General features: G+C 68.9%; 35 protein-coding genes. 3 read left to right on the forward strand and 32 right to left on the reverse strand.

The window, feature by feature from the left end; genetic code table 11:
• The first annotated feature begins 89 nt into the window (after nucleotides 1-89).
• The 3 genes from Q0Q47_RS08095 (at nucleotide 90) to Q0Q47_RS08105 (ending at nucleotide 1,959) form a co-directional block, all read left to right on the forward strand.
• Complete coding sequence (locus tag Q0Q47_RS08095) at nucleotides 90-386, forward strand: hypothetical protein (RefSeq protein WP_293857164.1); 297 nt, start codon at nucleotides 90-92, stop codon at nucleotides 384-386.
• Between the two features lie 190 nt (nucleotides 387-576).
• Complete coding sequence (locus Q0Q47_RS08100; protein ID WP_293857165.1) at nucleotides 577-1,125, forward strand: NADPH-dependent FMN reductase; 549 nt, start codon at nucleotides 577-579, stop codon at nucleotides 1,123-1,125.
• A gap of 507 nt (nucleotides 1,126-1,632) precedes the next feature.
• Complete coding sequence (locus tag Q0Q47_RS08105) at nucleotides 1,633-1,959, forward strand: hypothetical protein (protein ID WP_293857166.1); 327 nt, start codon at nucleotides 1,633-1,635, stop codon at nucleotides 1,957-1,959.
• Between the two features lie 52 nt (nucleotides 1,960-2,011).
• Here the strand turns inward: Q0Q47_RS08105 and Q0Q47_RS08110 are convergent, their stop codons facing one another.
• From Q0Q47_RS08110 to Q0Q47_RS08265, 32 genes are all read right to left on the reverse strand, one after another.
• Complete coding sequence (locus Q0Q47_RS08110) at nucleotides 2,012-2,395, reverse strand: DUF6378 domain-containing protein (protein WP_293857167.1); 384 nt, start codon at nucleotides 2,393-2,395, stop codon at nucleotides 2,012-2,014.
• On the reverse strand, nucleotides 2,371-2,769 hold the full coding sequence (locus tag Q0Q47_RS08115) for a DUF1937 family protein (protein WP_293857168.1): 399 nt from the start codon (nucleotides 2,767-2,769) through the stop codon (nucleotides 2,371-2,373). Before Q0Q47_RS08115 ends, Q0Q47_RS08110 begins: the two co-directional genes overlap by 25 nt.
• The gene (locus tag Q0Q47_RS08120) at nucleotides 2,769-4,028 is read right to left on the reverse strand and encodes a hypothetical protein (RefSeq protein ID WP_293857169.1); all 1,260 of its coding nucleotides are present in this window, start codon (nucleotides 4,026-4,028) and stop codon (nucleotides 2,769-2,771) included. Before Q0Q47_RS08120 ends, Q0Q47_RS08115 begins: the two co-directional genes overlap by 1 nt.
• Before the next feature lie 9 nt (nucleotides 4,029-4,037).
• Nucleotides 4,038-4,388 (reverse strand): hypothetical protein, encoded by a 351-nt coding sequence (locus Q0Q47_RS08125; RefSeq protein ID WP_293857170.1) that lies wholly within the window; start codon nucleotides 4,386-4,388, stop codon nucleotides 4,038-4,040.
• Between the two features lie 20 nt (nucleotides 4,389-4,408).
• Nucleotides 4,409-4,792, reverse strand: a complete 384-nt coding sequence (locus Q0Q47_RS08130; RefSeq protein WP_293857171.1) for a hypothetical protein — start codon at nucleotides 4,790-4,792, stop codon at nucleotides 4,409-4,411.
• Between the two features lie 158 nt (nucleotides 4,793-4,950).
• Complete coding sequence (locus Q0Q47_RS08135; RefSeq protein ID WP_293857172.1) at nucleotides 4,951-5,184, reverse strand: hypothetical protein; 234 nt, start codon at nucleotides 5,182-5,184, stop codon at nucleotides 4,951-4,953.
• Complete coding sequence (locus tag Q0Q47_RS08140; protein ID WP_293857173.1) at nucleotides 5,181-5,690, reverse strand: hypothetical protein; 510 nt, start codon at nucleotides 5,688-5,690, stop codon at nucleotides 5,181-5,183. Before Q0Q47_RS08140 ends, Q0Q47_RS08135 begins: the two co-directional genes overlap by 4 nt.
• A gap of 36 nt (nucleotides 5,691-5,726) precedes the next feature.
• A complete protein-coding gene (locus Q0Q47_RS08145) occupies nucleotides 5,727-6,224 on the reverse strand; it encodes a M15 family metallopeptidase (RefSeq protein WP_293857174.1) in 498 nt (165 codons plus the stop codon).
• A gap of 10 nt (nucleotides 6,225-6,234) precedes the next feature.
• The gene (locus Q0Q47_RS08150) at nucleotides 6,235-7,173 is read right to left on the reverse strand and encodes a hypothetical protein (protein ID WP_293857175.1); all 939 of its coding nucleotides are present in this window, start codon (nucleotides 7,171-7,173) and stop codon (nucleotides 6,235-6,237) included.
• 22 nt (nucleotides 7,174-7,195) lie between these two features.
• Nucleotides 7,196-7,684: a hypothetical protein gene (locus Q0Q47_RS08155; RefSeq protein ID WP_293857176.1), complete on the reverse strand. Its 489-nt coding sequence runs from the start codon at nucleotides 7,682-7,684 to the stop codon at nucleotides 7,196-7,198.
• A gap of 15 nt (nucleotides 7,685-7,699) precedes the next feature.
• Entirely contained in the window at nucleotides 7,700-8,167 is a 468-nt protein-coding gene (locus tag Q0Q47_RS08160; protein WP_293857178.1) for a hypothetical protein, read from the reverse strand.
• A 9-nt stretch (nucleotides 8,168-8,176) separates the two neighbouring features.
• Entirely contained in the window at nucleotides 8,177-9,616 is a 1,440-nt protein-coding gene (locus tag Q0Q47_RS08165) for a hypothetical protein (RefSeq protein ID WP_293857180.1), read from the reverse strand.
• A gap of 25 nt (nucleotides 9,617-9,641) precedes the next feature.
• Nucleotides 9,642-10,319, reverse strand: coding sequence for a hypothetical protein (locus tag Q0Q47_RS08170; RefSeq protein ID WP_293857182.1), 678 nt, complete (start codon nucleotides 10,317-10,319; stop codon nucleotides 9,642-9,644).
• 12 nt (nucleotides 10,320-10,331) lie between these two features.
• The gene (locus Q0Q47_RS08175; RefSeq protein ID WP_293857184.1) at nucleotides 10,332-11,459 is read right to left on the reverse strand and encodes a baseplate J/gp47 family protein; all 1,128 of its coding nucleotides are present in this window, start codon (nucleotides 11,457-11,459) and stop codon (nucleotides 10,332-10,334) included.
• 1 nt (nucleotide 11,460) lies between these two features.
• On the reverse strand, nucleotides 11,461-11,826 hold the full coding sequence (locus Q0Q47_RS08180; protein ID WP_293857186.1) for a hypothetical protein: 366 nt from the start codon (nucleotides 11,824-11,826) through the stop codon (nucleotides 11,461-11,463).
• A gap of 8 nt (nucleotides 11,827-11,834) precedes the next feature.
• Nucleotides 11,835-12,395, reverse strand: a complete 561-nt coding sequence (locus Q0Q47_RS08185; protein WP_293857188.1) for a phage baseplate assembly protein V — start codon at nucleotides 12,393-12,395, stop codon at nucleotides 11,835-11,837.
• The gene (locus Q0Q47_RS08190) at nucleotides 12,392-13,447 is read right to left on the reverse strand and encodes a phage late control D family protein (RefSeq protein ID WP_293857190.1); all 1,056 of its coding nucleotides are present in this window, start codon (nucleotides 13,445-13,447) and stop codon (nucleotides 12,392-12,394) included. The genes Q0Q47_RS08185 and Q0Q47_RS08190 overlap by 4 nt, the downstream gene beginning before the upstream one ends.
• Nucleotides 13,448-13,454: 7 nt before the next feature.
• Nucleotides 13,455-13,670 carry a LysM peptidoglycan-binding domain-containing protein gene (locus Q0Q47_RS08195; protein WP_293857192.1) on the reverse strand — a complete coding sequence of 72 codons (216 nt, stop codon included), beginning with the start codon at nucleotides 13,668-13,670 and terminating at the stop codon, nucleotides 13,455-13,457.
• An 8-nt stretch (nucleotides 13,671-13,678) separates the two neighbouring features.
• The gene (locus tag Q0Q47_RS08200) at nucleotides 13,679-14,440 is read right to left on the reverse strand and encodes a hypothetical protein (RefSeq protein ID WP_293857195.1); all 762 of its coding nucleotides are present in this window, start codon (nucleotides 14,438-14,440) and stop codon (nucleotides 13,679-13,681) included.
• Nucleotides 14,441-14,450: 10 nt separating this feature from the next.
• Nucleotides 14,451-16,190: a hypothetical protein gene (locus Q0Q47_RS08205; protein ID WP_293857197.1), complete on the reverse strand. Its 1,740-nt coding sequence runs from the start codon at nucleotides 16,188-16,190 to the stop codon at nucleotides 14,451-14,453.
• Nucleotides 16,191-16,426: 236 nt separating this feature from the next.
• Entirely contained in the window at nucleotides 16,427-16,915 is a 489-nt protein-coding gene (locus tag Q0Q47_RS08210; RefSeq protein ID WP_293857200.1) for a hypothetical protein, read from the reverse strand.
• Nucleotides 16,912-17,046, reverse strand: coding sequence for a hypothetical protein (locus Q0Q47_RS08215; protein ID WP_293857203.1), 135 nt, complete (start codon nucleotides 17,044-17,046; stop codon nucleotides 16,912-16,914). The genes Q0Q47_RS08210 and Q0Q47_RS08215 overlap by 4 nt, the downstream gene beginning before the upstream one ends.
• 35 nt (nucleotides 17,047-17,081) lie before the next feature.
• Nucleotides 17,082-17,453, reverse strand: a complete 372-nt coding sequence (locus Q0Q47_RS08220) for a hypothetical protein (RefSeq protein ID WP_293857206.1) — start codon at nucleotides 17,451-17,453, stop codon at nucleotides 17,082-17,084.
• Entirely contained in the window at nucleotides 17,453-17,890 is a 438-nt protein-coding gene (locus tag Q0Q47_RS08225) for a hypothetical protein (protein ID WP_293857208.1), read from the reverse strand. Before Q0Q47_RS08225 ends, Q0Q47_RS08220 begins: the two co-directional genes overlap by 1 nt.
• Nucleotides 17,891-17,958: 68 nt before the next feature.
• A complete protein-coding gene (locus Q0Q47_RS08230) occupies nucleotides 17,959-19,500 on the reverse strand; it encodes a hypothetical protein (protein ID WP_293857211.1) in 1,542 nt (513 codons plus the stop codon).
• A 26-nt stretch (nucleotides 19,501-19,526) separates the two neighbouring features.
• On the reverse strand, nucleotides 19,527-19,724 hold the full coding sequence (locus Q0Q47_RS08235) for a hypothetical protein (protein ID WP_293857214.1): 198 nt from the start codon (nucleotides 19,722-19,724) through the stop codon (nucleotides 19,527-19,529).
• Between the two features lie 7 nt (nucleotides 19,725-19,731).
• Complete coding sequence (locus Q0Q47_RS08240; RefSeq protein WP_293857217.1) at nucleotides 19,732-21,624, reverse strand: hypothetical protein; 1,893 nt, start codon at nucleotides 21,622-21,624, stop codon at nucleotides 19,732-19,734.
• A gap of 18 nt (nucleotides 21,625-21,642) precedes the next feature.
• A complete protein-coding gene (locus Q0Q47_RS08245; protein ID WP_293857220.1) occupies nucleotides 21,643-22,098 on the reverse strand; it encodes a hypothetical protein in 456 nt (151 codons plus the stop codon).
• A gap of 26 nt (nucleotides 22,099-22,124) precedes the next feature.
• Nucleotides 22,125-22,388: a hypothetical protein gene (locus Q0Q47_RS08250; RefSeq protein ID WP_293857223.1), complete on the reverse strand. Its 264-nt coding sequence runs from the start codon at nucleotides 22,386-22,388 to the stop codon at nucleotides 22,125-22,127.
• A 10-nt stretch (nucleotides 22,389-22,398) separates the two neighbouring features.
• Nucleotides 22,399-23,112 (reverse strand): hypothetical protein, encoded by a 714-nt coding sequence (locus Q0Q47_RS08255; RefSeq protein ID WP_293857226.1) that lies wholly within the window; start codon nucleotides 23,110-23,112, stop codon nucleotides 22,399-22,401.
• 16 nt (nucleotides 23,113-23,128) lie between these two features.
• Nucleotides 23,129-24,343, reverse strand: coding sequence for a hypothetical protein (locus Q0Q47_RS08260; protein ID WP_293857229.1), 1,215 nt, complete (start codon nucleotides 24,341-24,343; stop codon nucleotides 23,129-23,131).
• A gap of 1 nt (nucleotide 24,344) precedes the next feature.
• On the reverse strand, nucleotides 24,345-24,695 hold the full coding sequence (locus Q0Q47_RS08265; RefSeq protein WP_293857233.1) for a hypothetical protein: 351 nt from the start codon (nucleotides 24,693-24,695) through the stop codon (nucleotides 24,345-24,347).
• Between the last annotated feature and the right edge of the window lie 8 nt (nucleotides 24,696-24,703).

Raw genomic sequence — 24,703 nt, forward strand, 5'->3', positions numbered from 1 at the left:
AAGGATTTCGGTCCTAACTGCAGCCCTTTCGCCGCTCGCGCGTTCTGACCTCCGACACCGTCGTGGCGGTGACACACAGGAGGCTGCGCATGATCCGGCCTGCAGTGCTTGCCTTTATCCTTGTCGCTGGTCCCGCCCTTGCCCATTCCTGGTACCCGCTCGAGTGCTGCTCGGGCACCGATTGCGAGATGCTTTCGGTGCGGCAGATGACCCGCGACGAGACGAGCTGGATCCTGCCCAACGGACAGAAGGTGCCGTTCGAGCAGGCCCGCCAGAGCCAAGACGACGAGTTCCACTGGTGCCGGCACGACAAGCGGCCGCAGACGCAGATCATCGCACCCGGTGCGCTGCGCCCCTGCTTCTTCGCGCCGCGGGGCGGTGTCTGAAGCCTCGCATGGTGCGATGCGGCGGCTTGCGGGAGCCGGCGCAGCCCTGTGATCGCCTCAGGACGCCGTCGAGCGCATCTCCTCTCCGCAAGGGACGGATTGCGACGGTGCAGGCGCCGCGCCGTGGGCGCCGCGGGCGGTTTCCACTAATCTGGCCGCCGACACCCACCCGATCCACGGAGACCCCCCGATGAAGATTCTCGGCCTGTCCGGCAGCCTGCGCAAAGGCTCCTACAACACGGCGGCCCTCCACGCGGCGCGCGAGTTGCTGCCCGAGGGCGTGGTGCTGGAGACCGCGGAGATCGGCGACCTGCCGCACTACAACGACGACATCCGCCAGGCCGGCTATCCGGCCACGGTGCAACGCCTGCGCGACCAGATCGCCGCGGCCGACGCGCTGCTCATCGTGACCCCCGAGTACAACTACTCGATCCCCGGCGTGCTCAAGAACGCCATCGACTGGGCCTCCCGCCCGCCCGAGCAGCCGTTCAACGAGAAGCCCGTCGCCATCATGGGCGTGAGCGGCGGCATCCTCGGCACCGCCCGCGCGCAGTACCAGCTGCGGCAGATGCTCGTCTTCCTCAACGCGCATCCGATCAACAAGCCGGAGGTGATGATCGGCCAGGCGCAGAGCAAGTTCGACGCGAACGGCAGGCTGACCGACGAACCCACACGCGAGTTCGTCCGCGCCCTCCTTGTCTCCCTGGTCGCCTGGACGAAGCGCATCCGGCAGGGGTGAGGGCGCCGCCGGTGTGCGAGGCCCCCACGGCGGCCGCCTCAGGCGGCCGCGCGACGCCCTTCGCAGGCGCGGTCCATCCCGGATCGATCGCGCCGGCGAACGTGACGGCGCCTCCAGGGGGCAGCCTGGCGCGCCATGGGGGCGGGACGACAATCAGGGACGAAATCGGTTCAGGCAGACAAGTCGGAACGCGCCGACCGGAATCCGATCCGGCCGCGGCGGCGGATTTGCAAACCACTGATTTCCGAGAGGAAAGTGGCGCGAGAGACGGGGCTCGAACCCGCGACCTCCGGCGTGACAGGCCCGAGTTTTAGTAGCGATTTCAACGGAGTTTGACACATTTTAGACCCAGGTTAGGGGTCCTTTCGGGCCCAAAGTGTCAACTTTTCGGAGGCCGCCCGGTACCTCTTTCTTGCTCAATTCCGCAAGGGCTTTGTTCACGGTTCGTGCCCTTACACGTTTTGACAAGAGCAGCCATGTTCCAGGTGCTCAAACCAGGAACGTGCCATGCGTGCCCCTGCCCTCGCTCTCGCCGCCCTCGCTCTCGCCGGCCCGGCCTATGCCCAAGCCCACTCGCCCCGCGACTACGCCGTGGCAGCCGTGGGCATGTTGGACCTTTATGGCCGCCGATGCGTCGCGCTGAAAGGCCCGCTCCCCGAAGGGCTGGCCGAGAAGGTCGCCAGCGAGGCAAAGGCGCTCGGCGTCGATGCCGCCCAGGACGCATGGACCCGCATCCGCATCCGCACGATGAGCGACGCGATGGACCGTGACAGTGCGGTCGACTGGCCGGCGTGGTGCGACGGCGCGCTGGTGTTCCTGAGGACCCCGCGCTGACCCCTGAAACGAAAAAAAGACCCCCACCGCCGCGAGGCGATGGGGGTCATGATCATTCTGCAAGGTAAGTCGCCACCGGCGGCTTCTTCTCTTGGTCCTTGCGCCAGTCGTCGCGCCAGCCGTCGAGCCGGGAGCGCTCCACCTCGTAGGCCACCCCGGCGTAGCCGGCGCCGTCGATGTAGTCGTCGGGATTGAATGAGCCGCTGTAGCGGCGCGCGATCTTCATCCCCTCCATCAGGTTCGCGACGTCGTGCCCGTTCAGGGGCCCGCTCAGCCCGTTTATGCGACGGGCCTCCAGGATCCCATTCCACACCGCGGCGATCGCCGCGAAGTTCTCGACCTTGGAGCCGTGCGTGGCCTCCCGGTCGCCGGCCACGAGCGCCGCGGCCCGGGTCAGCACGTCGCCGGCCCTCACCGGCTCGTTAGCGTCTCGCATTCGGTCAGCTCCGGATTGGTCAGGATGACGGGCTTGCCAGCCTGGATGAAGGCCTCGATCTCCTCGTCGACACCGCGCGACAGCTTCCAGCTCGGGAGCTTGGCGACGACGAGCGTGTGGGCCAGGTCGAGGAAGGCCGCGTTCTGGTAGGTCCAAATGTCGTAGGCCGCCGGGTCGACGCCGCCGTGGACGGCGACGGGATGGCTGTGCGCGACGGGGCAGAACACGCGGATGTTCTGGTTCACCAGCTCGCCCGCCACCCGGCTCGCGGCGAGGTACGCCGCGACGTGGCCGCTCGGGTACTTGGTGTAGGGCGTGGCCAGGTAGACGAAGCCCTGGCGCCCCGCCAGGGCGGTGATGAGGGGATGAGCCATCACCGCCGCTCCATGGCCGCCGGGATCCGCACGCGAGGCCGCGCCACCTGCTTTGGCGCCTCGAGCTGGATCGGCGCCCGCTCGCGAAGCCCCCACCGGCTGTGGAGCAGGTAAAGCCACTGCTGCGGCGGCTCGGCGACGGCACGCAGGTCCGCCGCGTACTCGCTGTAGCCCGGGACCGAGCCGTTCCCCAGGACGCGGCCGTTGGCCGGGTTTGTGGTCCAGTGGTAGTGCCCGAACTGGACGATGTCGTGGGTCCAGCCCACGGCCGCCTGCTGCTCCCTGACCTTCTTCGACCCGCGCACGATGGGCAGATCGGGCCCGGCGAAGCCCATGCCGCCCCTGGTCCCGATCTTGTCGCCGTGGGTCGTCAGGATCGTCCGGCCGAAGATCGGGGTGATCTGGTCGGTCGACTTGCCGTACTGCCAGGTCACGCGATCGTCGCCGGCGAAGTGCTGCTCCAGCATCCTGGTGGCCAGGATGTCGTAGGACAGGTGGGCGTAGAGCTTGGCGGTGGGCTTGAAGGTCGTGCGGCCATGGTTGCCCGGGACCGACACGACGTGGACCCGCGGATAGGCCTCCAGCAAGATCCGGATGCCGGCGACGAGCACGGCGACGACCGCGCCCACCTGGTCGTGCGAGGTCATCGCGTTGGTGATCCGCAGCTCCTCGTGGATGTCGCCGGAGATCAGGTCGCCGGCAAGCGCCAGCAGGACACCCTCGCACTCGGTGTCGGCCGACCAGCGGCCGCCCACCACGCACGCGGCTTCGAAGTACCGGCGCAGCCGCGCGGCCGCGATGTCGGGATCGAAGGCGTTGATGCCCAGGATCGCCTCGGCGCTGATGACCTCGCCCATGTGGACGTCGCTGATCAGGCAGCCGATGACGGACCGGCCCCTGGGACCGTCGTCTCTCGGCTTCGCCCAGGCGGGCACCACCTGGTCGACGCCGTGCAGGCCCGAGAGCTGCTCCACGACGTGCTCGAGCTCGCTCGCTTCCTTCTGGAGCTTGGCGGCCCGGTTGCGCCAGAACCGGGCGTCCCGCTCCTCGATGCGGCTGGCCGGCGTCGACACCTCCTTGCGCCGGCTCATGAAGTCGCGGGGCACCAGGCCCAGCGACTTGGCCTCCGCGAGTCGGCCGTGGACGGCGCGCAGCGAGACCCCGAGCTGGACGGCGGCGTCAGGGCCGTTGCCCGACTTCTTGAGGACCTCGATGGTGTGCTGGAGGATCTTTCGCCGATCCGGCGATGCCTTTCCCATGATGCGGCCTCACGACCGGCCGGCGAGGACGCGGGTCCGCATCATCTGCCACATGGGCGGCATGATCGTGAGCGTGCCGCACACCTCCGAGCCGATCAGGAGCGCGATCGTCGCCCCGCCCCCTTCCTCGACGGCCATGGCGTCGTCGAAGGTGTCGCGCGAGGCGGGCGGTGTCAGGTTGAACAGCCGGGTGAGTTCCGGCAAGGCGGTCGGCGCCACCGGTTGGGCCTCGACGTTGTGCCTTGCCAGGCTGGCCTGGAAGTTGGGCAGCGGCCAGCAGTAGCCGGCACGAGCCGCGGCGGGGACGATGAGGGCGAGCGCCAGCGCGCCAGCCATGAGGCAGCGGTTGAAGCGGACCATGGGATCCTCCAGAGATGGTGTCAGGTCGCGGCAGGATTGGGCTTGGGCCGCCTGCGCGACGGCACTTCGCGGCCAGCCTCCCTCAGGAGGCCCGACAGCGTTTCGACGTGATCGTTCAGGTCCTCGACCTCGCTCTTGAGGTCGCGGATCTCCTCACGCAGTTCGGTGATCTGCTGGGTTGCCCCATCCATCACCAGGCGCACGCTCGCCATGGCCTGCTCGTAGAACAGCTGCTCGCGCGACTTGGTCTCGGACGAGGCCTTCTTCGCCTCGGCCCGGATCTTGGTCATTTCAGCCTCGATCTTCCCCCGCTGCGTGAGCCAGGTGCCGAGAAACGTGAGGATCGCGGTCGCCAGGGCGACAGCGACGGGGGATTGCGCCAGTGCGACCAGCTCAGGAGGCATTCGCACCTCCGATGGCCCGGCAGGCCTTGCGCTCCTGGCCGTAGTCGGCGACCAGCTCGGCGACCGCCGACCCCGCCGGCAGGGCCTCCAGCTCGGCGGCGGCACGCTTCTGGAACGCGGCCGAGTAGGACTTTTGGGGAGGGCAACGGGTCAGGTGGTCAGAACTGACTGTTCCGCATCCGGCCAACGACATCAGAGCGATCGACGCGCTCAGCAACGATAGCGCCCGTGACGGCCGCATCTTTCGCCTCCTTGGTCAGGATCTCGACCTCGGTCGTCTTCTGGCCGAGCTTCTTCTGGTTTTTCAGGAGGGTCATGACGACCCCGGCGATCCCCCCGCCCCCCACGAGGAGGGCGAGGAGCCACAGCGCGAGCTGGGTGCCGGTGCTCATTTCGGGGCCGCAGGGACCGCCGCGTCGACGCGGGCCAGGATCATGGCCTCCAGCCGGTCAGGCGTGATGTTGAAGTGCTTGAGGGCCTGAGGCACCGCCTCGAGCGCATACTGCGCGGCATGGGCCACCAGCGTCGACTTGAGGTCGATGGTGGGCGAGGCACCCCCCATCCCCTTCACCTGGGAGAAGCCGTAGGCGATGGCCTTGTCGAGGGCATCGTTCACGACCTGGCGCTGCTTGTCGTCGATCGACAGGCCGAGCGTCTTGGTGATGGCCGCGATCAGCCGGGCCGCGATCCACGCCGCCAGGGCCAGGACCAGCGGCTCGCCGTAGCTGATGGCGAGGTCGAAGAGCGGCCGGAGGTTGAGGACGGTCGTCGCGGTGGCATCCGCCGCGAACGCCGGCAGCGTCGAGAGGACGACGAGCAGCGCGATCAGGAGGAGGAAGATCGAGAACGCAACGCGGCCGAAGGTGATCGGCCGCTCGTAGGGGTAAGAGCGGATCATGGGAAGTCCCGTTCGATGGAGGGCTTGGGGAAGTCGTCAGCCGACGCGCGCCGCCTGGAAGTGCATGGCGTCCACGCTGGTGCCAGCCCAGCGCCCGCCCCAGACCCAGCCGTGGGCCTCGAACGTGCTGACGACGACGTCGCCGGGCTGGAAGAAGTGCTTGGCGGCGTGGTGGCCGTTGCGGTCCACGTCGAAGTCGATGGCGCAGCCGTAGCTGTGCATGGAGAGCGAGGACCGGCCGCGCATCAGGCGGAACTCATAGGAGCCGCCGTAGTCGGTGATCCCGCAGGCATCGGCCTTGGTCTGGTCGTGCCCGCACCTCTCCCAGATCTCGGCCAGGATCATGCGCAGATCGTCGGCGCACTTGCGGTGGATCCGCACCGAGCGGACCGGCGCGCCGCCGTAGAGCATCCGGAACGGCGGCACGATATTGACGATGTTCTGGAGCTTCCAGACAGGGTTCTCCTGCCCGTTGGTGCCGCGCGGGTTGCCGTAGAAGCTGTCGCACTGCGACTGGAGGGGCCAGGTGGGCATGGTCAGTCCCTCACAGACAGTTGCGGTCTTCGTTGCGGCTGCTGAAATAGGCGGTGATCGCCCGTTTCAGCTCGGGCTTGTTCCCGGCGAGCTCGAGCACGCCATGCAGGTTGCGCTTGAGATCCACGTCGGGATCGAAGCCGTGCTGCATGAGGATGTCCCAGCGGGAGATGTACTGGCGCGAGGCCTTCGTGCCGTGCCAGCCGTGCTCGATGGTGCCGGGCACGTAGCCGAGGTTGCCGGCGATGTGGTGCTGCGCCCGGTCCTGCCAGGCGAAGATCGGCCGCTCGTAGGCCTTCGAGATCCAGCCCGGCATGGAGTGCCGCGCCTTGTTCACCAGGGCGAGCGCCATGTGATGGTCGCCCGCGCCGAGCGCCGCGGTCTCGATCAGGCCGCCGACAGCCTCCAGCGCCCGGCGGGTCGCCGCCCAGGCGTAGCCCGGGTGGGAGAACTCGTAGGGAGCGCCGCGCCCGATGCACTCGGGCTTCTCGACCCAGTTGCGGCCGAATGACAGGTGATGCCCGACATGCTCGCCGTTGGGGCCGAGGTCGTAGCAGTCGGACCAGGGCTGGATCACGTCGTAGTGCTGCAGGGCGTAGACCGCGGCCTCGGCCCAATCCCGGCGCCGGAAGGTGATGTCGGCGTCCACCCACGCCACGTACTTCCAGCCCGCCGGCAGGTTCTGGAGCCCGATGTTGATCAGGTTCTCCTTGATCCACAGGTGGGTCTTGGCGTGGACCGCGACGTGCCGCAGGCGCTTGCCGGATGGATCGAGGCGGGCGAGATCCGCATGGAGGTGCGGGATGTCGCCGTAGGCGCACTCGACGATGGTGAGGTTCACACCGCTCTCGAGCATGTGGTGGACGAACTGGAGGAACAGCTTGTTCCGGGTCGCCCAGCGCATGGGGTTGTTGATCACGGTGACGACGTGAAGCAGGTCGGATCGCACGGGGAGGCTCCGTGGCAGGGTTTCAGGTGAGGATGAGGAGCAGGCCCCACAGCGCGCCGGTCAGGATCTCAGCGACGGGCACGAAGATGGCCGGCGGGGCGACGGCCTTGGCGAAGGCGTAGAGGGCGGTCTGGACCCATCCCGCGAGCCAGGCCCAGGGATGCACCAGCCAGATCGGGGCGAAGGCGATCGTGTTGCGGATCGAGAACGCCAGGACGTGGTCGTCGCCGGCGAGGACCTCGACGGCGGCTTCGAAGGTGGTCGGCGGCCGGTCGGGGGTGACGGCGCCGAAGGTGTACCAGCGGCCCCAGGGCAGCAGGGACCAGTAGAGCCAGGCCGCGCCGAGCGCCGCCGCCGCCAGCGGGGGATGGTGCACGGCGGCAAGCCCGCCCATCAGGGGCGCGACCCAGAAGCGGGGATGGCCGGGAAGGCGGTCCCCGAAAAAGCCACCGCCGCGGACCCTGTTCAGGACCGCGGCGGCGAGGATGACCAGCCATGTGGATGCGCTCATGCGGGCGCCATGGCGTCAGAACTGCGCGGCGAGCGCCGCGGCCGCGGCCGGGACCGCCGGCCACTTCGCGTCGGCCGTGTAGTCGGGATCGCCGGCATCGGCCAGCGCCCGCCAGGTGGACCGCATCGACGCGATCCACTGGACGGCGCCCTGGAACGCGGCAACCTGCGCCTCCTCGGCCGACGACAGCGTGCCCTTGAGGCCCAGCAGCGCGAAGTAGGCGGACATGTTGCGCTGCGTGGCGTCGCTCGCGATCGCCTCGATCCGCCGTGCGCACTCGGCGCGGTAGGCGTCACGCGGGATCGCCGAGAGCTTCGTGAGATCCAGCGCCGCGACGGCCGCGGCGAGATCGTCGGGCACCTTGAGGGTGCCGTGCCCCAGCTGCTCCCCGTTGCCGTCGACGGCGGGGAAGAACATGAGGCGGTGGGCGTCGGCGCCGAGGGCGGCGCCGATCTTGGCGACATCGTCGTTGGTGACTTGCATGGGGCGGCCTCACTTGCCGAGGAAGATCACGCTGAACCCGCACGGGGAGTTCTGCGTCTGACTGGAGTTCTGCGCGAAGCTCTGGAGGACCTTGTCGCCGACGTTGAGCTTGCGCACGACGCTGCCGGCCGAGAACGGGCCGGTCACCATGCCGCCGTTGCCGCCGTTCGAGCTGCCGCCCACCGAGGGGTAGGTGGAGCCGCCGTCCGTCGAGAGGCCGATGGCCTGCACCCAGCCATAGGGGTTGAGGGTGCTCGACGTGCCCGGGACCGCCAGGTTGGTGCCGAGCCAGCCCGAGATCAGATACCAGCCGTCCTCGCCGGTCCCGATGGTCAGGATGCCGCTCGAGAAGGTGGAGGTGCTGAAATTGTTGGTGACCGTGCCGTAGGTGCTGACCGTGACCGATACGCCGCCGCCTGCGACGTTGAACGTGGTCGCCGGCAGCGCCACCAGGCCGAACAGCGGCTTGTTGTTGACGATGTTGATGACCGACTGCGGCAGGCCGCCGCTGACCACACGGAAGCTGGTTCCGTCGTAGACCGCGTCGAACACGCACGACGCCGGTAGGTCGCCGGCCACCAACGCCGTGCCGTCGGCGCGCACCAGCGTCTTGGCGCCCAGGCCGCTGACATTGAGCGTCGGGGTCGTGGTGGTGTTGGCCGCGGCCGACTTCTTGATCGTGAACCGCTGGTAGGCCGAATAGGCCGAGACCGCCGGCAGCGGGGTGATGACCAGCGCGTTCGCCGTGCCGCTGTCGGCGAAGGCCGTCACGGTCTGGTTCTGGATCAGCTGGGGGATGGTCCCCAGCTTAGCGAACAGGAACGGCGCGGCGGCGTACTGCGTGATGTTCGAGTTCAGGATCTGGGTCTGGCCGAAGGCGACCGTCACCACGAACAGACCGGTGTAGCCCGCGTCGGGCGTGGGCGTGACCTGCGATCCGGTGGCGGCCGCGGTGCCGGCCTTGGCCGAGTAGGCCACGCCGCCCTGGCGAACGGTGAAGTTCGACGTGCCCGCACCGCCCGGGCCCGAATAGGCCACCGAGGGGTTGGCGGCATTGTAGTAGGGCAGAACCGTCGACCCGCCGTCCGTCTCCGAGAACTGGACCTGGATCAGGTAGTTGATCGACTGGCCCGAGGTGCCCGGCGCCGCGCAGGCGAGGTTCACCGTGTCGAGCAGCAGGCCCTGCTTGACCAGGCTGTGGGTGGTGTCCAAGGCAAGCGAGCCATAGGCCGAGGCGTCGGTGCTCGTGTAGGTGTAGATCGCGCCGGCGGTGAGCTGCACCGTCAGGTTCGGGGCGGCCTGCTGGATGCAGGTGAAGCCGTCGACGACGGTGCTCGTTCCCAGGCAGGCCTGGGCCAGCCAGCCGAGGCCGATCATCGCGTACTTGTTGGTGTAGAGAAGATCCGTGTCGAGCGGGATCGCACCCGGATAGGTGATGAGACGGTTCATGAAGGGCCTCGATGGGGAGGGAGCGTCAGACCAGCTTGGTCCAGGCGGTCGACCCGGCGGGGATGACCGAAGCGACGGCGGCGTAAATGTCGGCGTCCGTGACGGCGCCGACGATGTTCGACAGGGACCCGTAGGCCGCCCGGCTCGCCTGGCCGTAGCCGCCGGCGGGCTGGCCATAGCCGTTGATGAGCGGGATGCCCGAGGTGGAGGGCCGGTAGGCCGTGACGAAGAACTGGTTGGACAGCTGGAGCGAGCCGTAGCCGCCGGCCAGGCCGTAGGCGAGGCCCCGCGCCGTGGCTGGCGACAGGCTGCCATAGCCGCCCGTGTCGGTGGACAGCTCGGGCTCGAAGATCACCGGGGTGCGCCCGGTGAGGTCGATCAGCATCTGGCGCAGGCCCGCGCGCGTGGCGCGCACCCGCAGGATTTCCTTGGTGATCGTCAGCCGGAACGACGCGTCCGACTGGTTCACGCCCCGCTTGATGCGCCGGCCGAAGAAGTCGTAGGCGATCAGGTCCAGGTACGGCGCGGTCGCGGTCGCGATGCGCATCTGGAGCCGCGCGAAGGCGATCATCGTGTAGTAGCCGGCCGCCACCGTCGCGAAGCCGGTCAGCAACGCGCTCAGGACCGGCGCGGTGTCGGGGAACCAGGGCGGCAGGACCTTCCGCAGCCGCGCCAGGATGTCGTTGGTGTCGCCGGTCGCCATCGATGAGGCTCCTCAGGAGATGGTGATCGTGCCGACCGAGCTGATCTGCTTCGCCGAGATGGCCACGTCGGCCGTCCCCGCGTTCAGGAGCAGCGAACTGACGTTCGTCACGCCAGGCGAGGCGTCGTAGGCGACCTGCGCCAGCTTGGTGTAGTTGATGGGCACGCCCAGGCCGCAGGCCCGGATGTAGGCCGTGATGGCCGTGCCCACGATGCCCTTCACGGTGTTGGCGTCGTAGCCGGTGAGGATCGTGAGCGTCATCGAGACGTTGATCGGCACCACCACCGGAGCGAACACCGCGAAGGTCGTGCCGACCGGCCGCACCGCGTCCACAGCCCCATAGACCTGGGTGAGTAGGGTCGAGCTCGGCGTGCCCGTGCCGTCGTCGACGACCACGTAGAAGTAGCCGGGGTTCGGGGAGCCGTCGTAGTTGGCGTTCTCGGTGATCGTGTAGGACAGCCCGAGCTGCAGGCTGGACACGGCATAGCCGACAGCCGCCCGCGTGGCCTTGGACAGGGCCACGATGTAGGCCAGGAAGCGGGTGCGCAGCTGCACGTCGCTCTCGGCGTCCGCGCCGCCCGTCATCGTCGCGGCGTTGGTCACCGCGTCGACGCCCACGATCGTCGTCGTCATCACCGTGATGGTGCCGGCGAGCACGTTGGAGGCCAGCGACGGCGTGTTGGCCTTCACCGGCACGTTCACCGAGGCGACGGTGGCGGCCATGGTGTAGCCGCCGAGCGTGGCCGAATATGCCGAGTTCGCCGTGTCGATCACCACCGTGAAGGACTGCGTGCCATCGGCGGTCTGGACGACCGCGCCCACGGGCACGAGCGCGGTCCCGGTCGCGGTCAGGCGGGAGAAGGTGACCGTGCCGGCGGAGGCGACCGAGCCGAGCCGGGACAGACCGAAGTCGGCCACCCAGCTATCCAGGTCGGTGCCGACCGAGGTCGAGGCCCGGGCCAGCGTGAGGACCTGGAGGATGAGCCCCTGGAGCCACAGGCCGATGGCCGCGTTCGCTTCGACCACGGCACGCAGGATCGATCCGATGGTGAAGTCGACGAGCGCGGTGGCGCGGGCCTGGATGGCCGCGGCCTGGGCCTGCACGAGCTGGGTGAAAGAGCGGGTGTTCAGGTTGGCCATGTCACACGCTCACGTCGAAAGAGAGGGTCAGCTGCTTGCCGGTCTCGGCGTCGGAGTAGACGATCCGCACCACGACCCCGTTGAGGATCGGCGAGACGGTGATGACCGGTTCGGGGGTCCGCGCGACGGCGGCCTCGAGGAAGATCTGGGAGCGGATGAGCGAGGTCAGCGCCTCGACATCCAGGGTCTCGCCGACCCAGCGCGGCAGGCCGGCCCCATATTCAGGATGCCAGATGTAATCGCCGGGGTTGGTGAGGAGGCGTCGCAGCACGCGCTCGAGGCCGCGCTGCGAGCCGTCGACGGCCAGAAGCCCGCCCGAGCCCGACGCCGTGAGGTCGGACCCGAACAGGTGGTCGATGTCGGGCATGGATCACCTCAGGTCGGGCCGCCGGTGTTCGACGGGCCAGGCTGGACGTTGGTGTGGACGTGGGTGGAGCCGACGTTGACGCCGTTGTGCTTGAGCTGGCCGGACGTGTTGATGTTCAGCGAGCCGGCCGTGATCGTCATCGCCCCCGAACCGCCGTTGATGGCGATGGGCTTGCCGTTGGTGGCGATCGACAGGTTCCCGTCCTTGTCGGCCTTGATGACGACGCCGGCCTGGGTCTGGATCACGATTTCGCCGGCCTGGGCGACCGGGGGCTGGTCCTTGTCGGAGAATACCCGGCCTACCGCGATGGCGCTGTCAGGGTCGTCCTCGTGGAAGTGGACCATGAACTGATCGTCGGGCTGGGGCCCGACCGCGATCCCGACCCCATTGCCGACGTGCGCCGCCGCGATGGGGATCCAGCCGGTCTCGACGCCCTCCGGTTGGAGCTTAACCTTCACCGCGTGCTTCTGCGGATCGTAGGAGGTGACCGTGCCGATGCGAGGCGCCGAGCGCGTCTGCATCATGCGCGAGACCTCACGGCGGATCAGCCAGATCAGGTCCTCGCTCACGAGCTGCTCCTGCCCTTGGCGGCGCTCTTGCCGCGGATCGACATGCGGTAGCCGCCGTCGGCCGACATCTCGTGGTCGATGCTGTCGATGGCGTAGGTCTGGTCGAGGGCGGTGCCGGTGCCGTTGAGCTCCAGGCTCATGCGGGCATCCACGGTGGGATCGCCCGGCATCTCGACCTCGATCGAGATCTCGTGGCGCGTGTTCTCGGAGAGCCGCTTCTCGGCGATCTTGTCGGCCTGGTCCTGGGTGAGGTTGGGCAGCCGGTACTCGTAGGTGACGCCCTCGCCCTTGCCCTCCAGCTCTTTCTTGGAGGTGATGGCCTGCTTGGTCTTGTGGTTCCACGACCGGACGTTGACGGTGGCCTTGCCCGAGAGCTTCACGTTGCGGACGTGGCGCAGGCGCAGGAAGTTGCCGGAGGCGTAGTCGGTCGCCGAAGGCGGCCGGTAGGTGACCCGCAGCGTGCCCTCGGACTTGTCCTCGCCGTCGATCCAGTAGAGCTTTTTGGCCTTGACGTACCAGCTCTTGCCCTCGCGGTCGGCGAGGTGCTGCAGGAGCGTGGTCTCGCTCATCTGGTCGGTCAGCTTGGCGAAGTCGCTGCCATAGAGCTTGCCGGCCTTGCCGGTGCTCGAGGAGCCGCTGGTCACGACCGTGAGGCCATGCCGGCCCGCGATTGTGCGGACGATGTCCTCGGCCTTTTGGTTGAGGAACTTCTCGTTCGACTTCTTCTCCAGCGCCTCGGCGCCGTTGTCGCGACCCGAGATCTGGAGCGTCCCGCCGGCCCAGTCGAACTCGATCGAGGTCAGCTTGCCGTCGACGATGGTCTTGCGGTCGGAGCCGTCCGCGGTGAGCCCCATGTCCAGGGTGGCTTCGATTGGCGCGGTGTCCACGAAGTACCCGACCGACAGCCCGGCCCGGGCCAGCGCCGACATGGGGAGCGTCGCGTTGAAGGTGTCGGAGGACGAGAGCCGGTTCACATGGGCAGAGGCCTGCAGGCAGAGCACCGGGCGCCCGCCCAGGACGAGCCAGGCGCGCGGATATCGGACCTGGCCCATGGTGACCTCACTGGAAGAGAATGCCGCCGTTGCCGGCGTTGGCGTTGGCCGGCGGGATGCGCAGGGTGACGGTGCCGGTCAGGAAGGGGTCGGTGAGGCCGTTAAGCCTCGCGATCCGGTTCCACTGCGTGGCATCGCCGAGATACTGCGCGGCGATGGCGAACAGGGTGCCGCCGGTCACGGTGATGACCGTGTTGACGGCGGCCGTGACGATGTCGGCCATGGCTCTCCTCAGGCGCTGGCGTTGACGAGGTTGGCCTGCACCCGCCCGAGATAGGAGGCGCAGTCCTGCAGGGCGCTCTGCTGGAGCGTGGCGGAGGCCTGCGCGGACAGGGACGCGGCCAGGGCGGCCGGGTCGACGCCGACGTTGTCGACCGTGGCGGCCAGCGTGGCGTCGATCGCATTGGAGGCGGTCGAGGCGATGGCGGCGATCGCCGGCACCGTGTTCGCGATCCCGGTCAGCGTGGACAGGGACGCGGTCGACAGCGTGCCGGCGGCATCCACGGCGGTCTCGAGCGTGCCCACCGCGGTGGAGAGCGCGGCCGAGCCGGCGGTGGCCAGCAGGGCGTCAACGCTCGACAGATCGCCCGACACCAGCGCATCGAGGGACGCGCCGATGGCGATGCTGGCCACGCCGGTCGGGTCGGACACGATGTGGCACCCGATCCGGTAGGGGATCTGGTAGGCCTTCTCGTAGGTGACCTCGAACGTCGAGATGACGACCTGGAAGTAGAGGCCGCCCCAGGCCAGCGGGATCTGGGCGCCGGCCTGGCGCAGGCCGTCCAGCAGCCGCGCCCGGGCCATCGCGTCGGGACCGAAGAACAGGCCCGCCCAGCGCGGGTCGGCGTGATCGGAGCCCATCGCGTCGACGATGCGCTCGCCCCCGATGAGGCGGTGGGTGGTCAGCATCTGCCGACCACCGAAGTTGATGTTCTCGGGGATCTCGAACGACTTGAAGACGACCGGCCCGAGGATGAGGATCGTGTCGGCCATCGGTCACCCCTCAGGAGAAGGCCACGTCGGGATCGGCCCACTGCCGGCGCCGGTCGATGTAGGCGCCCGACTGCGAGAAGGTCGCGTCCTCCGTGGTGTGCCGCATGACCGCCGAGGCGACCTTGCGGCCATCGATGTGGAGGTTGATGTCGCTGCGCTTCTCGCCGGCCGCCGGCGGCGGGACCGCGCTCCCCCTGCCCTGCCCACCAGGTGGCGAGCGGGTGTAGCGGTTGCCGCCGTTCTCGATGCCGCCGGAGTTGAACCAGGACTTGACGCTGTCGAAGATCGAGGAGATGGCCGCACGGGCACTCTCGGACGCCGCGACAAGGGCCGTCAGGGCGGCCCCCAGCGCCGTAAAGCCCACGATCAGCGCGCCTCCAGGGCCGATGACGGCCATGATCGCGCCGCCGATGAGGACGGCGCCGAGCGCGGTCAGGCCGGCGGCCAGGCCGACGAGAGCCACGCCGATGATCTTGACCGCTTCCGGATTCGCGATGGCCCACTGCGTGACGCGGTTGATGGCGTCGGTGAGCATGTTCAGCATTTTCACGGCTGGCTCCACGAGTGGACCGCCGAGCGCGGTCATGAGGTTTTCGATGGCGGAGTGGAACTTGGTCATCGCCGTGTTCGGATCCTGCTTGAGGAACTGATCGGCGGCGTCGAGGCCCTTGGCGCCCGTGGTGATGCCGGCGTCCTTCTGCAGGCGGGTGTTCTGCAGGGACAAGACCGCCAGCATCCCGGCGGTGTTGCGGTTGCCGGTGATGCCCGAAAGGATCTCGAGGACCTTGTTGTCGTTGGCCTCGTAGCCCCGGCCGAGCTTCTTCTCGATCGCCTCGCGCAGCGTGGTCTGGGCCCAATCGAGCGGGTTCGCCATCAGGCCAGAGGTGTTGAAGAGCGCGCCTGGCAGGAAGCCGGTGGGGTCGCCGTGGGCGTTCTTGATGACCTTCTGGTGATCCTCGATCAGGCCCAGGTCGTCGAGCGCCTCGGTGTTGCGCTTGCCCGACTTGCCCTGCACGAAGGAGCCGTACAGCGACATGAGCGCGGTACCGGACTGCGAGGGCCCGAACTCCTGGATGAGCGAGGGCAGGTACTTGGTGTAGAACTGCTCGCTCCAGCCCTGCGAGGCAATGCGGCCGTACTGCGTGGCCTGGACGAAGCCCTGGGGCGTCACCTTGCCGCCCGACGCGGTGATGGCCCGGGTCATGCCGTCGAAGTAGCGGACGAAGTCTTCGGGCTGCTGGAGGCCCTTGAGCTCGCCGGCGCGAGCCATCTCGTAGACGGCGTCGCGGGCCTTGTTGCCCGAGCCCTCGGTCACGCCGTTCAGGACGACGCGCATTTTCTCCAGCGGCTCGATGAACTCCATCGCGTGCTCGGTCGAGCCGAACACCATGCGGACTTCCTTGATGTCCTTGGCCACGTCGGAGACCTTGAGCCCGTACTTGAGGGCCATCTGCCAGGAGGTCTCGGTCGCCTCGTTGACGTCGCGCTGCGCGATGCCGGCGGCGATCATCTGCTGCTGGACGTGGACCAGCTCCTCGGCCTTCTTGACCATGGCGCCCATGGCCGAAAGGATGGCGCCACCAGTCAGAATTGCGGCAGCGCCAGCAAGAGCCGCGTGCCACGCCTTGAAACCGCCACTGACGTCAAGTACCTTCTTCTCGACGCCTAGTAGATCGCGCATGATCGTGCCGAGAACGGGGCTCACCCCGTTCTGCATCGACATCTCTACTGCGACCTTGTAGACCGACATGGCTCAATCCTTTCACCACGGCGAGCGTCGTGGCCAGTTGTACTACAATGAAGTGACAGGACGCTGGGAGGTCGCGCCCGTGCCACCGCCGCCGGGAAAGCCCCGGCGACCGCGTCCGACAGTGGAGCCGATGGCCGCGCCCCCCGCGCCTCCCCCACTGCGTCGCAACCCGCTTCACCTGGTGGGCGTCGGGATCGGCATGGTCTGGGTGTTCGTCGCGGTGTTCGCCGCGACGATCATCGTAGCCGCACAGTTTCGGTGATCTTCGAGAACCAGAAGGCCCGGCCCAGCAGCTGCCGGACCGTCGTGGCGCCGAGCAGCTCCACGATCTCCTTTTCCTTGCGCACCGCGGCGCCGCCCAGGAACGACCGGGGCGGCATGTTCCTGGTGCCCAGCTCCTGGTAGACGGCCACGTCGTAGTTCGACCCGACCCAGGCCGTGTGGCCCTGCACCGTGTGCTCGATGCTGTCGCGCATCTTGCCGGTCTCGAGCAGCGGCGTGTCGCCGTTCCTCTTGCGCGCGATCGTGGCCGGTTTCAACGGCGCCCAGGCCGCGAAGGGGCCGGCGGCGCCCTGGTAGTTGCCCAGCTCGGCCTTGGCCTCGGCCTTGACCAGCAGAGCGGCCTGCTCGAGCGCCGTGTACTGGTCCTTGGGCATGGCGGCGATCGCGCTGCTCAGGAACCCGACGAACTGGGAGATCGAGGAGAAGCTTCGCGTCTCGCTCATCGCCTCTCCCTCCAGGTGAGGCTATCCCAGTTGAACTCGGCGCCGTCGAACTCCCCGAAGGTGACGACGGCGGCAAGCCGCCAGGCCGGATCGGCAGCAAAGGCGACGTCGAAGGGTACGCCGTTCTTCACGAGGTAGAGCGCCTCGCGGAACGACCCGTCGCCTTTCAGTTTTTTGCCTGCTCGATGACCTGCTCGCGGGTGCTGGCGACCTTCTGCAGGGCTTCGCCGGCGGCCGCCAGGCCCTCGTAGCCGAGCCGCTGGAGCACGGCCTCGATCTCGCGCTCCGTGGAGGGCGGCGACACCGGCTCCCCGCCGATGGCGATGACCGAGCACGCGGACATCGCCATGTTCATGGTGGCCTGGTTGGACGAGAACGCGCCCAGCACCTTGGTGAGGCGATAGAGCTCGACGGGCCCGATCACCTTCACCTTGATGACGCGCCCGTTGGCGTCCGTCGCTTCTGCGACGTTCTGCGCGGCCTTGACGATGACCTCCGATGCGGTCTCGCCGGCCTCGCCGATGCGGACCTCGGTCATCAGACGACCCTCTTGCGGGTGGAGGCGGCCCAATCGAGCTTCATCTTGACCGACGCGTCCGCCTTCCAGCTGCCGGCGTCGGTCAGCTTGAACACGGCCTTGTCGAAGCGATACTGCTTCGTCGTGCCGTCAGGCTCGGTGATGGTCTGGGTGATCGAGGCGGCCGCCACGTTGCCGCCGGAGTAGTAGGCCGTCTCCAGGGAGGCGATCCAGTCGTCCAGCACGCCGTCGGCGCGCTCGACCTCCAGCGTGCCCTCCCAGCCCTGCGGCAGCTCGAGGAAGCGCGGCGGCCCGTCGAGCGGGCGCACGTCGATGCGCTTGGTCATCTGCTTCGCGTCGAAGCCCGTGACCGCGTTGATCTTGATGATGGCCTGCGAGGTGCCATCGTAGAGGTCGATGCTCGCGTCTGCACCGACCGAGAAGTTGTTGACCGGCAAGGTCGCCTCCTGAGACGAAAAAGGCCGGCGCGAAGCCGGCCTTGTCTGGGTTTACTGAAGGGTTCGGGTCAGTACGCGGTGTTCAGCGTGGTGGACTGGCGGGAGATTTGGACCGACTGGCCACCCTCCAGGTTCACGATGAAATATTCGATGACCGAGAGGTACACGACCTTGACGTCGGCCTGCATGTAGCCGAGCGCCACACGGGTCTGCGGGTTGTTCGTGGTGTCGAGCACGGTCTGATAGGGCACCGTGCCGTCCGCCGTCCCGATGAGCCCCTGGTCGGCCAGCGCCTGCAGGAAGCTGTCGAGGGTGATCTTGGCCCGCCGGCGGGTGTCGGGGGACTGGAGTTCACCGACGTAGATGCCCATGCCGGCGTTGAGCGTGGCCGCGATGTAGTTGGTCATCCGGGTGTAGTTGTCGCCGTGGATGACCGCGTTGGACGAGGTGTTGCGGCCGAACCGGCACCCGAACACGGCGCCGCGCGGCAGCGGGTTGGTGATGACGTCGATGCCCGCCTGCGCCAGCGTCTGGAGTTCGGCGCTGGAGTAGTTCTGCGAGGCGATCGACTTCTGGGTGCCCACCACGCCGTAGATCGGCTTGTTGAGCGTCGACTGGTGCGGGGCCTGGTTGCCCATCAGGCCGACGACGAAGCCCTGCGGCGAGATCAGCCGCTGCACGCCGTTGACCGTGTCGAGGAACATGACCCAATCGCCAAGCATGAGCTTCATGGCGTAGCTGTCGATGCCGGCCGTCGACTTGACCGAAACCGCGTTGGCGATGGTGTCGCCGGCGGGCCCGGTCGCCACCATGTAGATGCCTTCCGACAGGCCGAAGGTGACCTGGGTCGACCAGGTGGTGCTGTCGTCGCAGTCGACCAGGGCCGCGACGGAGATGCCCTGCCCGCGCATCGCGTACATGCCCTTGCGGGGCACGGTGTCGAGGCCGACGAGGACCGAGCCGGTGATGGTCGTGGCGCCGTCCGTGCCGCCCGAGAGCGTGTAGGTCGTGGTCGTCGGCGCCGTCACGCCCGCGCCCGCCGAGGCGGTGACGAGCTTGGAGGGACCGCGCAGCGCCGACTGGCCGCCGTTGATGGCCGCGGCCATGTTCACCCACAGGGCGTTGCCGGTGCCGGTGATGTTGTCGAAGATCTCACCGACGACGCCCGGCAGCGAGATCGAGACCTTGTACGAGCTGGCGGCCGAGCCGGGCCCGATGGACACGGACAGGGTGTTGCCGCGCGTGCCGGTGTACTTGGCGGTCAGCGTGATGCAGCTCGTCTGCACCACGACCGAGGCCGCCACGTCGGTGCCGTCCGTCACCCGGATGCACCGGAAGCCGATGGCGGCGCCCTGGAGCACCGCCGCGGCGAGCGCGGTGCCCATGTCGTACTTGCGGTTCTGGATCGCGCCGAACTGCGCCGTGTAGTCGGCGAGGCCGGCGACGATGGCGGGCGAGTTCGTCGGCCCCCAGGTCGCCGTGCCCACCAGGCCCACCACGTTGGTCGGCACGCCGTTGAGCAGGTAGATGGAGGGGGTGACGATCTGGACGTAGAGATCCGGCGTCACGAGCGCGGTCGTGTTGATCTGACCGCTCTGGGTGATCGGCATGGCTGGCCCTCAAGGGTTGCGGTGGTTCAGGACTTGGAGGCCGGCGCAGGGGCCGGTTCCGGGGCCGCCTCGGGCTCGGGAGCAGGCCCCGGGTCCGGTGCAGCGATGGGCGTGACGAACGCCGCCTGCGGGCCGCCCAGATAGGCAGCGACGCTGTCGGCGTCCGTGATGTGATCGCCCACCTGGTAGTGGGCGAACGGCGAGATCACGACGAGGTGTCGCATGGCTTCCTCACAGGACGAGCAGGATCCCCGCCGGCAACGCGGCGGCGACGAGGGTGGCAGTGGTCGCGGAGACGATGTCGGCGGCGTAGGCGGCCTCCACGACCTGCGCGAGGGCAACGATCTGCGAGGCCGACAGGTCGGCCGGCAGGACGCCATCGGCGATGACCGCGTTGAGCGCCTGCTGCACGACCGCCGCATCGGCCGCGTTCGCGCTCTCGACGACCACGGCACCCCGCACGAGCGAGACCGTGAAGCTGTCGAGGGCGCTGGCGACTTCGGTGGCCGCGACCGCGAGGACGAGGCCGCCCGTGGCACTGTCGGTCGCCGGGGCGGCTTCCGTGGCCGATGCGGAGGCCGCGAGAACCGCGGACGCCATGTCGCCGGTCGTCGCCGCTTCGCTGGCGGCCGCGCCCATCTGGGCCGTGGCCGTGGCGTTGTCGGCGGTGGCAGCGGCTTCGGAGCGCGCCGCCGTCGCCAGCAGGCTCGAAGCCTGGCTGTCGGCGGTGGACACGGCCTCGAACGCCGAGACCGCCCCGTTCGGGGTGGACGCGTCCGCGCTGTCGGTTGCGGTGGCCGGCTCGGTGACGCTGGCCGTGCCGGCGAGCGTGGCCGCGAGCTGGTCGACCGCGCCGGCGGCCTCAGTGGTGGCCGCCTGGGCCGTGAGGGCGGTCGTGGCGGCATCGCCGGGGCTGGCCGCCTCCGTGGCGCTGGCGACCGCCTGGAGCCCCGCCACGCCGCTGTCGGCGATGGATGCGGTCTCGGAGGTGGCCGCGATGGCCGCAAGCGCCGACGCCGCGCTGTCGGTCGCGGTGACGGTCTCTGTGGTCGCGCCGCCCGGGTTGGCCGTCGCGGACACGCTGTCAGTCGCGCTGGCGGCCTCCGTGGCGGCAGCGGCGGCGCCCAGGGCTGCGGTGGCCGCGTCGGCGGGCGAAGCCGTCTCCGTGGTCGCTGACGCGGTCTGGAGGCCTGCGATGCTGGTGTCGGTCGCAGCGGCGGCCTCGGAGGTCGCCGCGAGGGCAACCAGGGCCGCGTCATTGGCGTCGGCGATCGCGGCGGCTTCGGTCGCGGCAGAGACCGCGACGAGAACGGCGACGGCGCCGTCCGTGGCCGATGCGGCCTCGCTGTCGGCCGCCACGGCGACGAGGCTCGCGTCCATGCCATCGGCGGCGATCGCCGCGTCCGTGACGGTGTCGTTGTAGGTGGAGCCGGACACCGCGGCGAGCGCGCCGACGCCGGAGGGCGGCGTGTAGAGCCAGCTGCCGGCTGCGAACGCGATGGTGACCGGGATGTAGGAGTATTTCGAGCCGACCGCGACGTAGAGCACCGTCCCGATGGACGAGATGTTGATGCCCCCGACCTCGGTGACGGGGTCGGCGGTGCCGCTGTTGTTCCAGTTGCCCGCGTTCAGGCGGACATAGATCTTTCCGTTCTTGACGACCAGGCAGATGCGGTTGCCGCTGGCCCCTGCGGCCCCGTACTGCGAATACACCGGGACGTTGTCGGAGTAGTAGAAGCCGGTGTCGTCGGCCTGCACGCCCTTGTTCGGCGAGACGTCGGTCAGCGTGGCGAGGACCTGGGTCGCGTTGGTGATCGCGATGATCTGGTTGCCAGAGCCCGAGCTGCTGCCGCAGAGCAGCTCGCAATAGAACGGGCTGGAGCTGCCGATGGTCGAGCGCGCCCACTGGACGGTGCCGTCCACCGAGGTGGCGATCGTCAGGTTGCCGTTGGACAGGGTCGGCGTACCCGACACGTCCGAGGGGTTGAGCGTGGTGGGCGGGATGACGACGGCGACCGTGTCGGTCACGGTCGCGGCCTCCGTGGCCGCGCTGCTGTAGGTGGTCCCGACGACCCAGGCCTGGTCGAGGCCGGCGGCGATGAGCCTCTCGAACGAGGTGCGCATGGGGCTGTCCTCGCTGGATTAGGTCACCTGCCAGATCTCGAAGCAGAACCCGCCGAAGGCGTCGTTGGCGGTGGTGTTGTTCGGGCCGCCGTACTTGATGCCGGTCGAGGCGACGATGGTCTCGACGCTGTAGGCCGCGTCCCACGTCAGGCTGGCGCCTGGCGTGAGGCCGGTGACCAGGAAGCAGGCCTCGACGGGCACGAAGGTGGTCGCCACGGCGGTGCCGGCCAACGCCGCCGGAGGCGCCTGCCGCCCCATGACCGTGGAGCCCTGGAGCACGCCCAGCAGCACCTGCGGCATGGTCGTGGCGCCGTGGATCGTGCCCTTGAGGCGCACCATGACCGTGCCGGATGCCGGCACGGTGAAGGACAGGCGCAGGTTCGTGGTGTCCAGCGCCGTCATGGCGATGAGGGTGGCGCACGATGCCGTGACCGCCGTCGCCGGATCGTAGTTCTTGCCCGCGAGCAGCGGCATGGCGGTCCCTCTCGGTCAGGCGGGCCTTACTGGCCGGCGGGCGTCTCGGCCTGCGTGGTCTCGGTGGTGGCCGCCTCCGCCGCGGCCGCGCTGACCGCGTCGTTGCCCGGGCCCTTGACCAGCTCCAGGTCGCTTTCGAGGAAGTCGCGCTCGACGACGTTGCCGTCCTTGTCGGTCCAGCGGACGTTGTAGCGAAGCTGGAGCTTCTCCTCGTCGACGCGGGCGCCGACCACGAAGCCCTCGATCACCGGGGTGACGACCCGGACGTTTTCGCCCTTTGCGAACGGCATGTGGCTCTCCTCAGGCCTGAGCGGTGTAGGTGACGTTGAGCGTGTCGCCCGACGACACCGCGCGGTTGCCGCCCGTGAACGAGCCGGCGCTGTAGAGCGTCCCGGTCGTGCCCGACTTGGTCGAGACGGTCGTCAGGAAGCAGCCGGCGATGGTCGCGGTGGCGTTGATCGTGAACGAGGTGGCCGAGGTCGCCTTCGACCCGGTGCCGGCGGTGCCCGAGCCGCCGCCCGATGCGGTGGCCGAGTTGAACGCCGCGGCCGGCCGGGTGGAGTTCGAGTAGGCGGCGCTCTCGCTCCAACCCGCGTGCGACGCCATCGTGTCGGCGGCGTTGTAGGTCGGCGTGGAGCCGCCGTCGACGAGGCCGAGATAGAAGGCCGCCGTGTAGGCCGACCCCGACAGGTACTTGTCGAGGAGGTCGATCTTGCCGACGTTGGTGACGAGGTTGTCGAACTCGTCGACCCACTTCACCTCCTCCATCGCGCGCATCTGATCGCGGATGAAGCCGGCGGTCGGCAGGTCGTCCATCAGGACGGCGTGCTCCCACAGGCTGCGCAGCTTGAGGTAGTCGTCCCGGCACTCCTCGCGCGGCCCGGTGAGGGTGGCGACGTAGCGGCCGACGACCTCCATGGTCTCGTCGGCCTCGCCGGTCTTGACGATGCCGGCGGCCGCAACGGCGTCGGCGACGAACGCCTGGCCGGCGCTCGCCTGAATGTTCTCAGCCATGAAGTGCTCCCGAAGGTCAGGTGAAGGCGGAGTAGGCGCCGCCGATGAAGGTGACGAGCGTCGAGGTCGCCCCGAGCTCGATGACGACCAGGTCCTTGGCGTTGGGCGTGGCCGAAAGGCCCGGGACCAGGCCCGAAGCCGACTGCGAGCCCGCCGGCCAGGCGGTGCGCTGGATCTGCCGGTTGCCGACGTTGTCCTGCTGCACGACCAGCTCGATGCGTCGGTTCGTTCCGGCGAGCGGCCGGTTGAGGAACACGAGGCTGGTGATGTCCGTGGTGAGCGGGCCGACGTTGAAGGTCTGGCCGAGCGCCAGATCGATGGTCAGCACGCCGGCCACCGGCGTGATGTTCACCTGGGCGTAGGTCGGCGGCACGTTGCCGGCGGCCTGGCGCTGGGTGTTGAGGGTCGCGGTCGGCGCGTTCGTCGTCGCGCTGCCGAGGTCCGGCACGACCGTCTCGTTCAGCGTGACGTTGCCGATCTCGTACTCGGTTTCGGTCTGGTTGGTGCCATATTCCACCGTGAAGTGGATGTCGCGGCGGTAGATCCCCTCCAGCTCGGGCGTGTCGATGCTCGACGTCCCGAAATACAGGATGCGGGCGCCCGACCCGTCCGGCATGGACAGGAAATTCAGCGCGGCCAGGCCGGCGTCCACCGCGCTCCCGATGGCCGCGCGCTGCGCGGGGGAAGTCGCCCAGACGGACACCTGGAAGCGCTGCTCCTGCCGGCGGATCTCGCGCAGCGCCTGCCCTGCCCCGCGGATCGAGGCCGCGACCCTCGTGCTCGAAGACCAGGACACGGCGGCGCCGGCCGAGGAGCCGCCGGTGAGCGTGGCGATCGCCGTGGCGATGGTGGCCAGCGTGTCGCCGGCCTGGACCGCGTAGACGAAGGCCGTGCCGTTGACGGTGAGGTGGACGTTCTGCGGCACGGAGACCGTGCCGCCCAGCGTCAGGCCCGCGCCCGCGACCGTGACGGTCAGCGTGGTGGTCGGGCCCGTGATCTTCTTCCACTCGCGCGGCAGGCGGGTGGTGCGCCGCGAGGCGCCGGCGACCGTGTAGACCGAGACGTTGACGATGCCCTGCGGGATGTCGCGGTTGAGGTCGTTGGGCTTGGGCCAGCCGGCGAAGATGCGGGCGCTGTCGCCGGTCAGCGAGGGCTGGCCGGTGCCGTTGGGGTAGAGGATGGCGGCGATCTGGCTGACGAGCGTGTTCTCGACGTCATGGATGTCGGCCACGTCACGCCTCCAGCTGCTTGCACCGGCAGCGGTAGCCGAGCGAGTTCCAGTAGGCCGCGCCGACCTGGTAGCGGTTGCCCAGCTCGTCCACGATGACGTCGCGGTTCTGGATCTGGCCGTTGGTGGCGTCGGGGATGAAGATGGACCAGTTCGCCCCGCCCTCGGTGTCGGCGGGCAGCGCCAGGTCCATGCGCGACGCCTTGCCCTTTTCTTGGATCGAGGCGCGCAGGCCCGACAGGATCACGGTTTCGTTATCCGACAGCGTGCCCTGGTAGGCGATGGCCCCGAACCCCGACGAGGGGACCGGCCGCCGCACCGAGACGGTGCGCGGGTAGATGAAGCTCCCGGCCATGCCAGTCT

This window comes from uncultured Alsobacter sp. (assembly GCF_945952055.1).
Taxonomy (GTDB): Bacteria; Pseudomonadota; Alphaproteobacteria; order Rhizobiales; family Beijerinckiaceae; genus Alsobacter.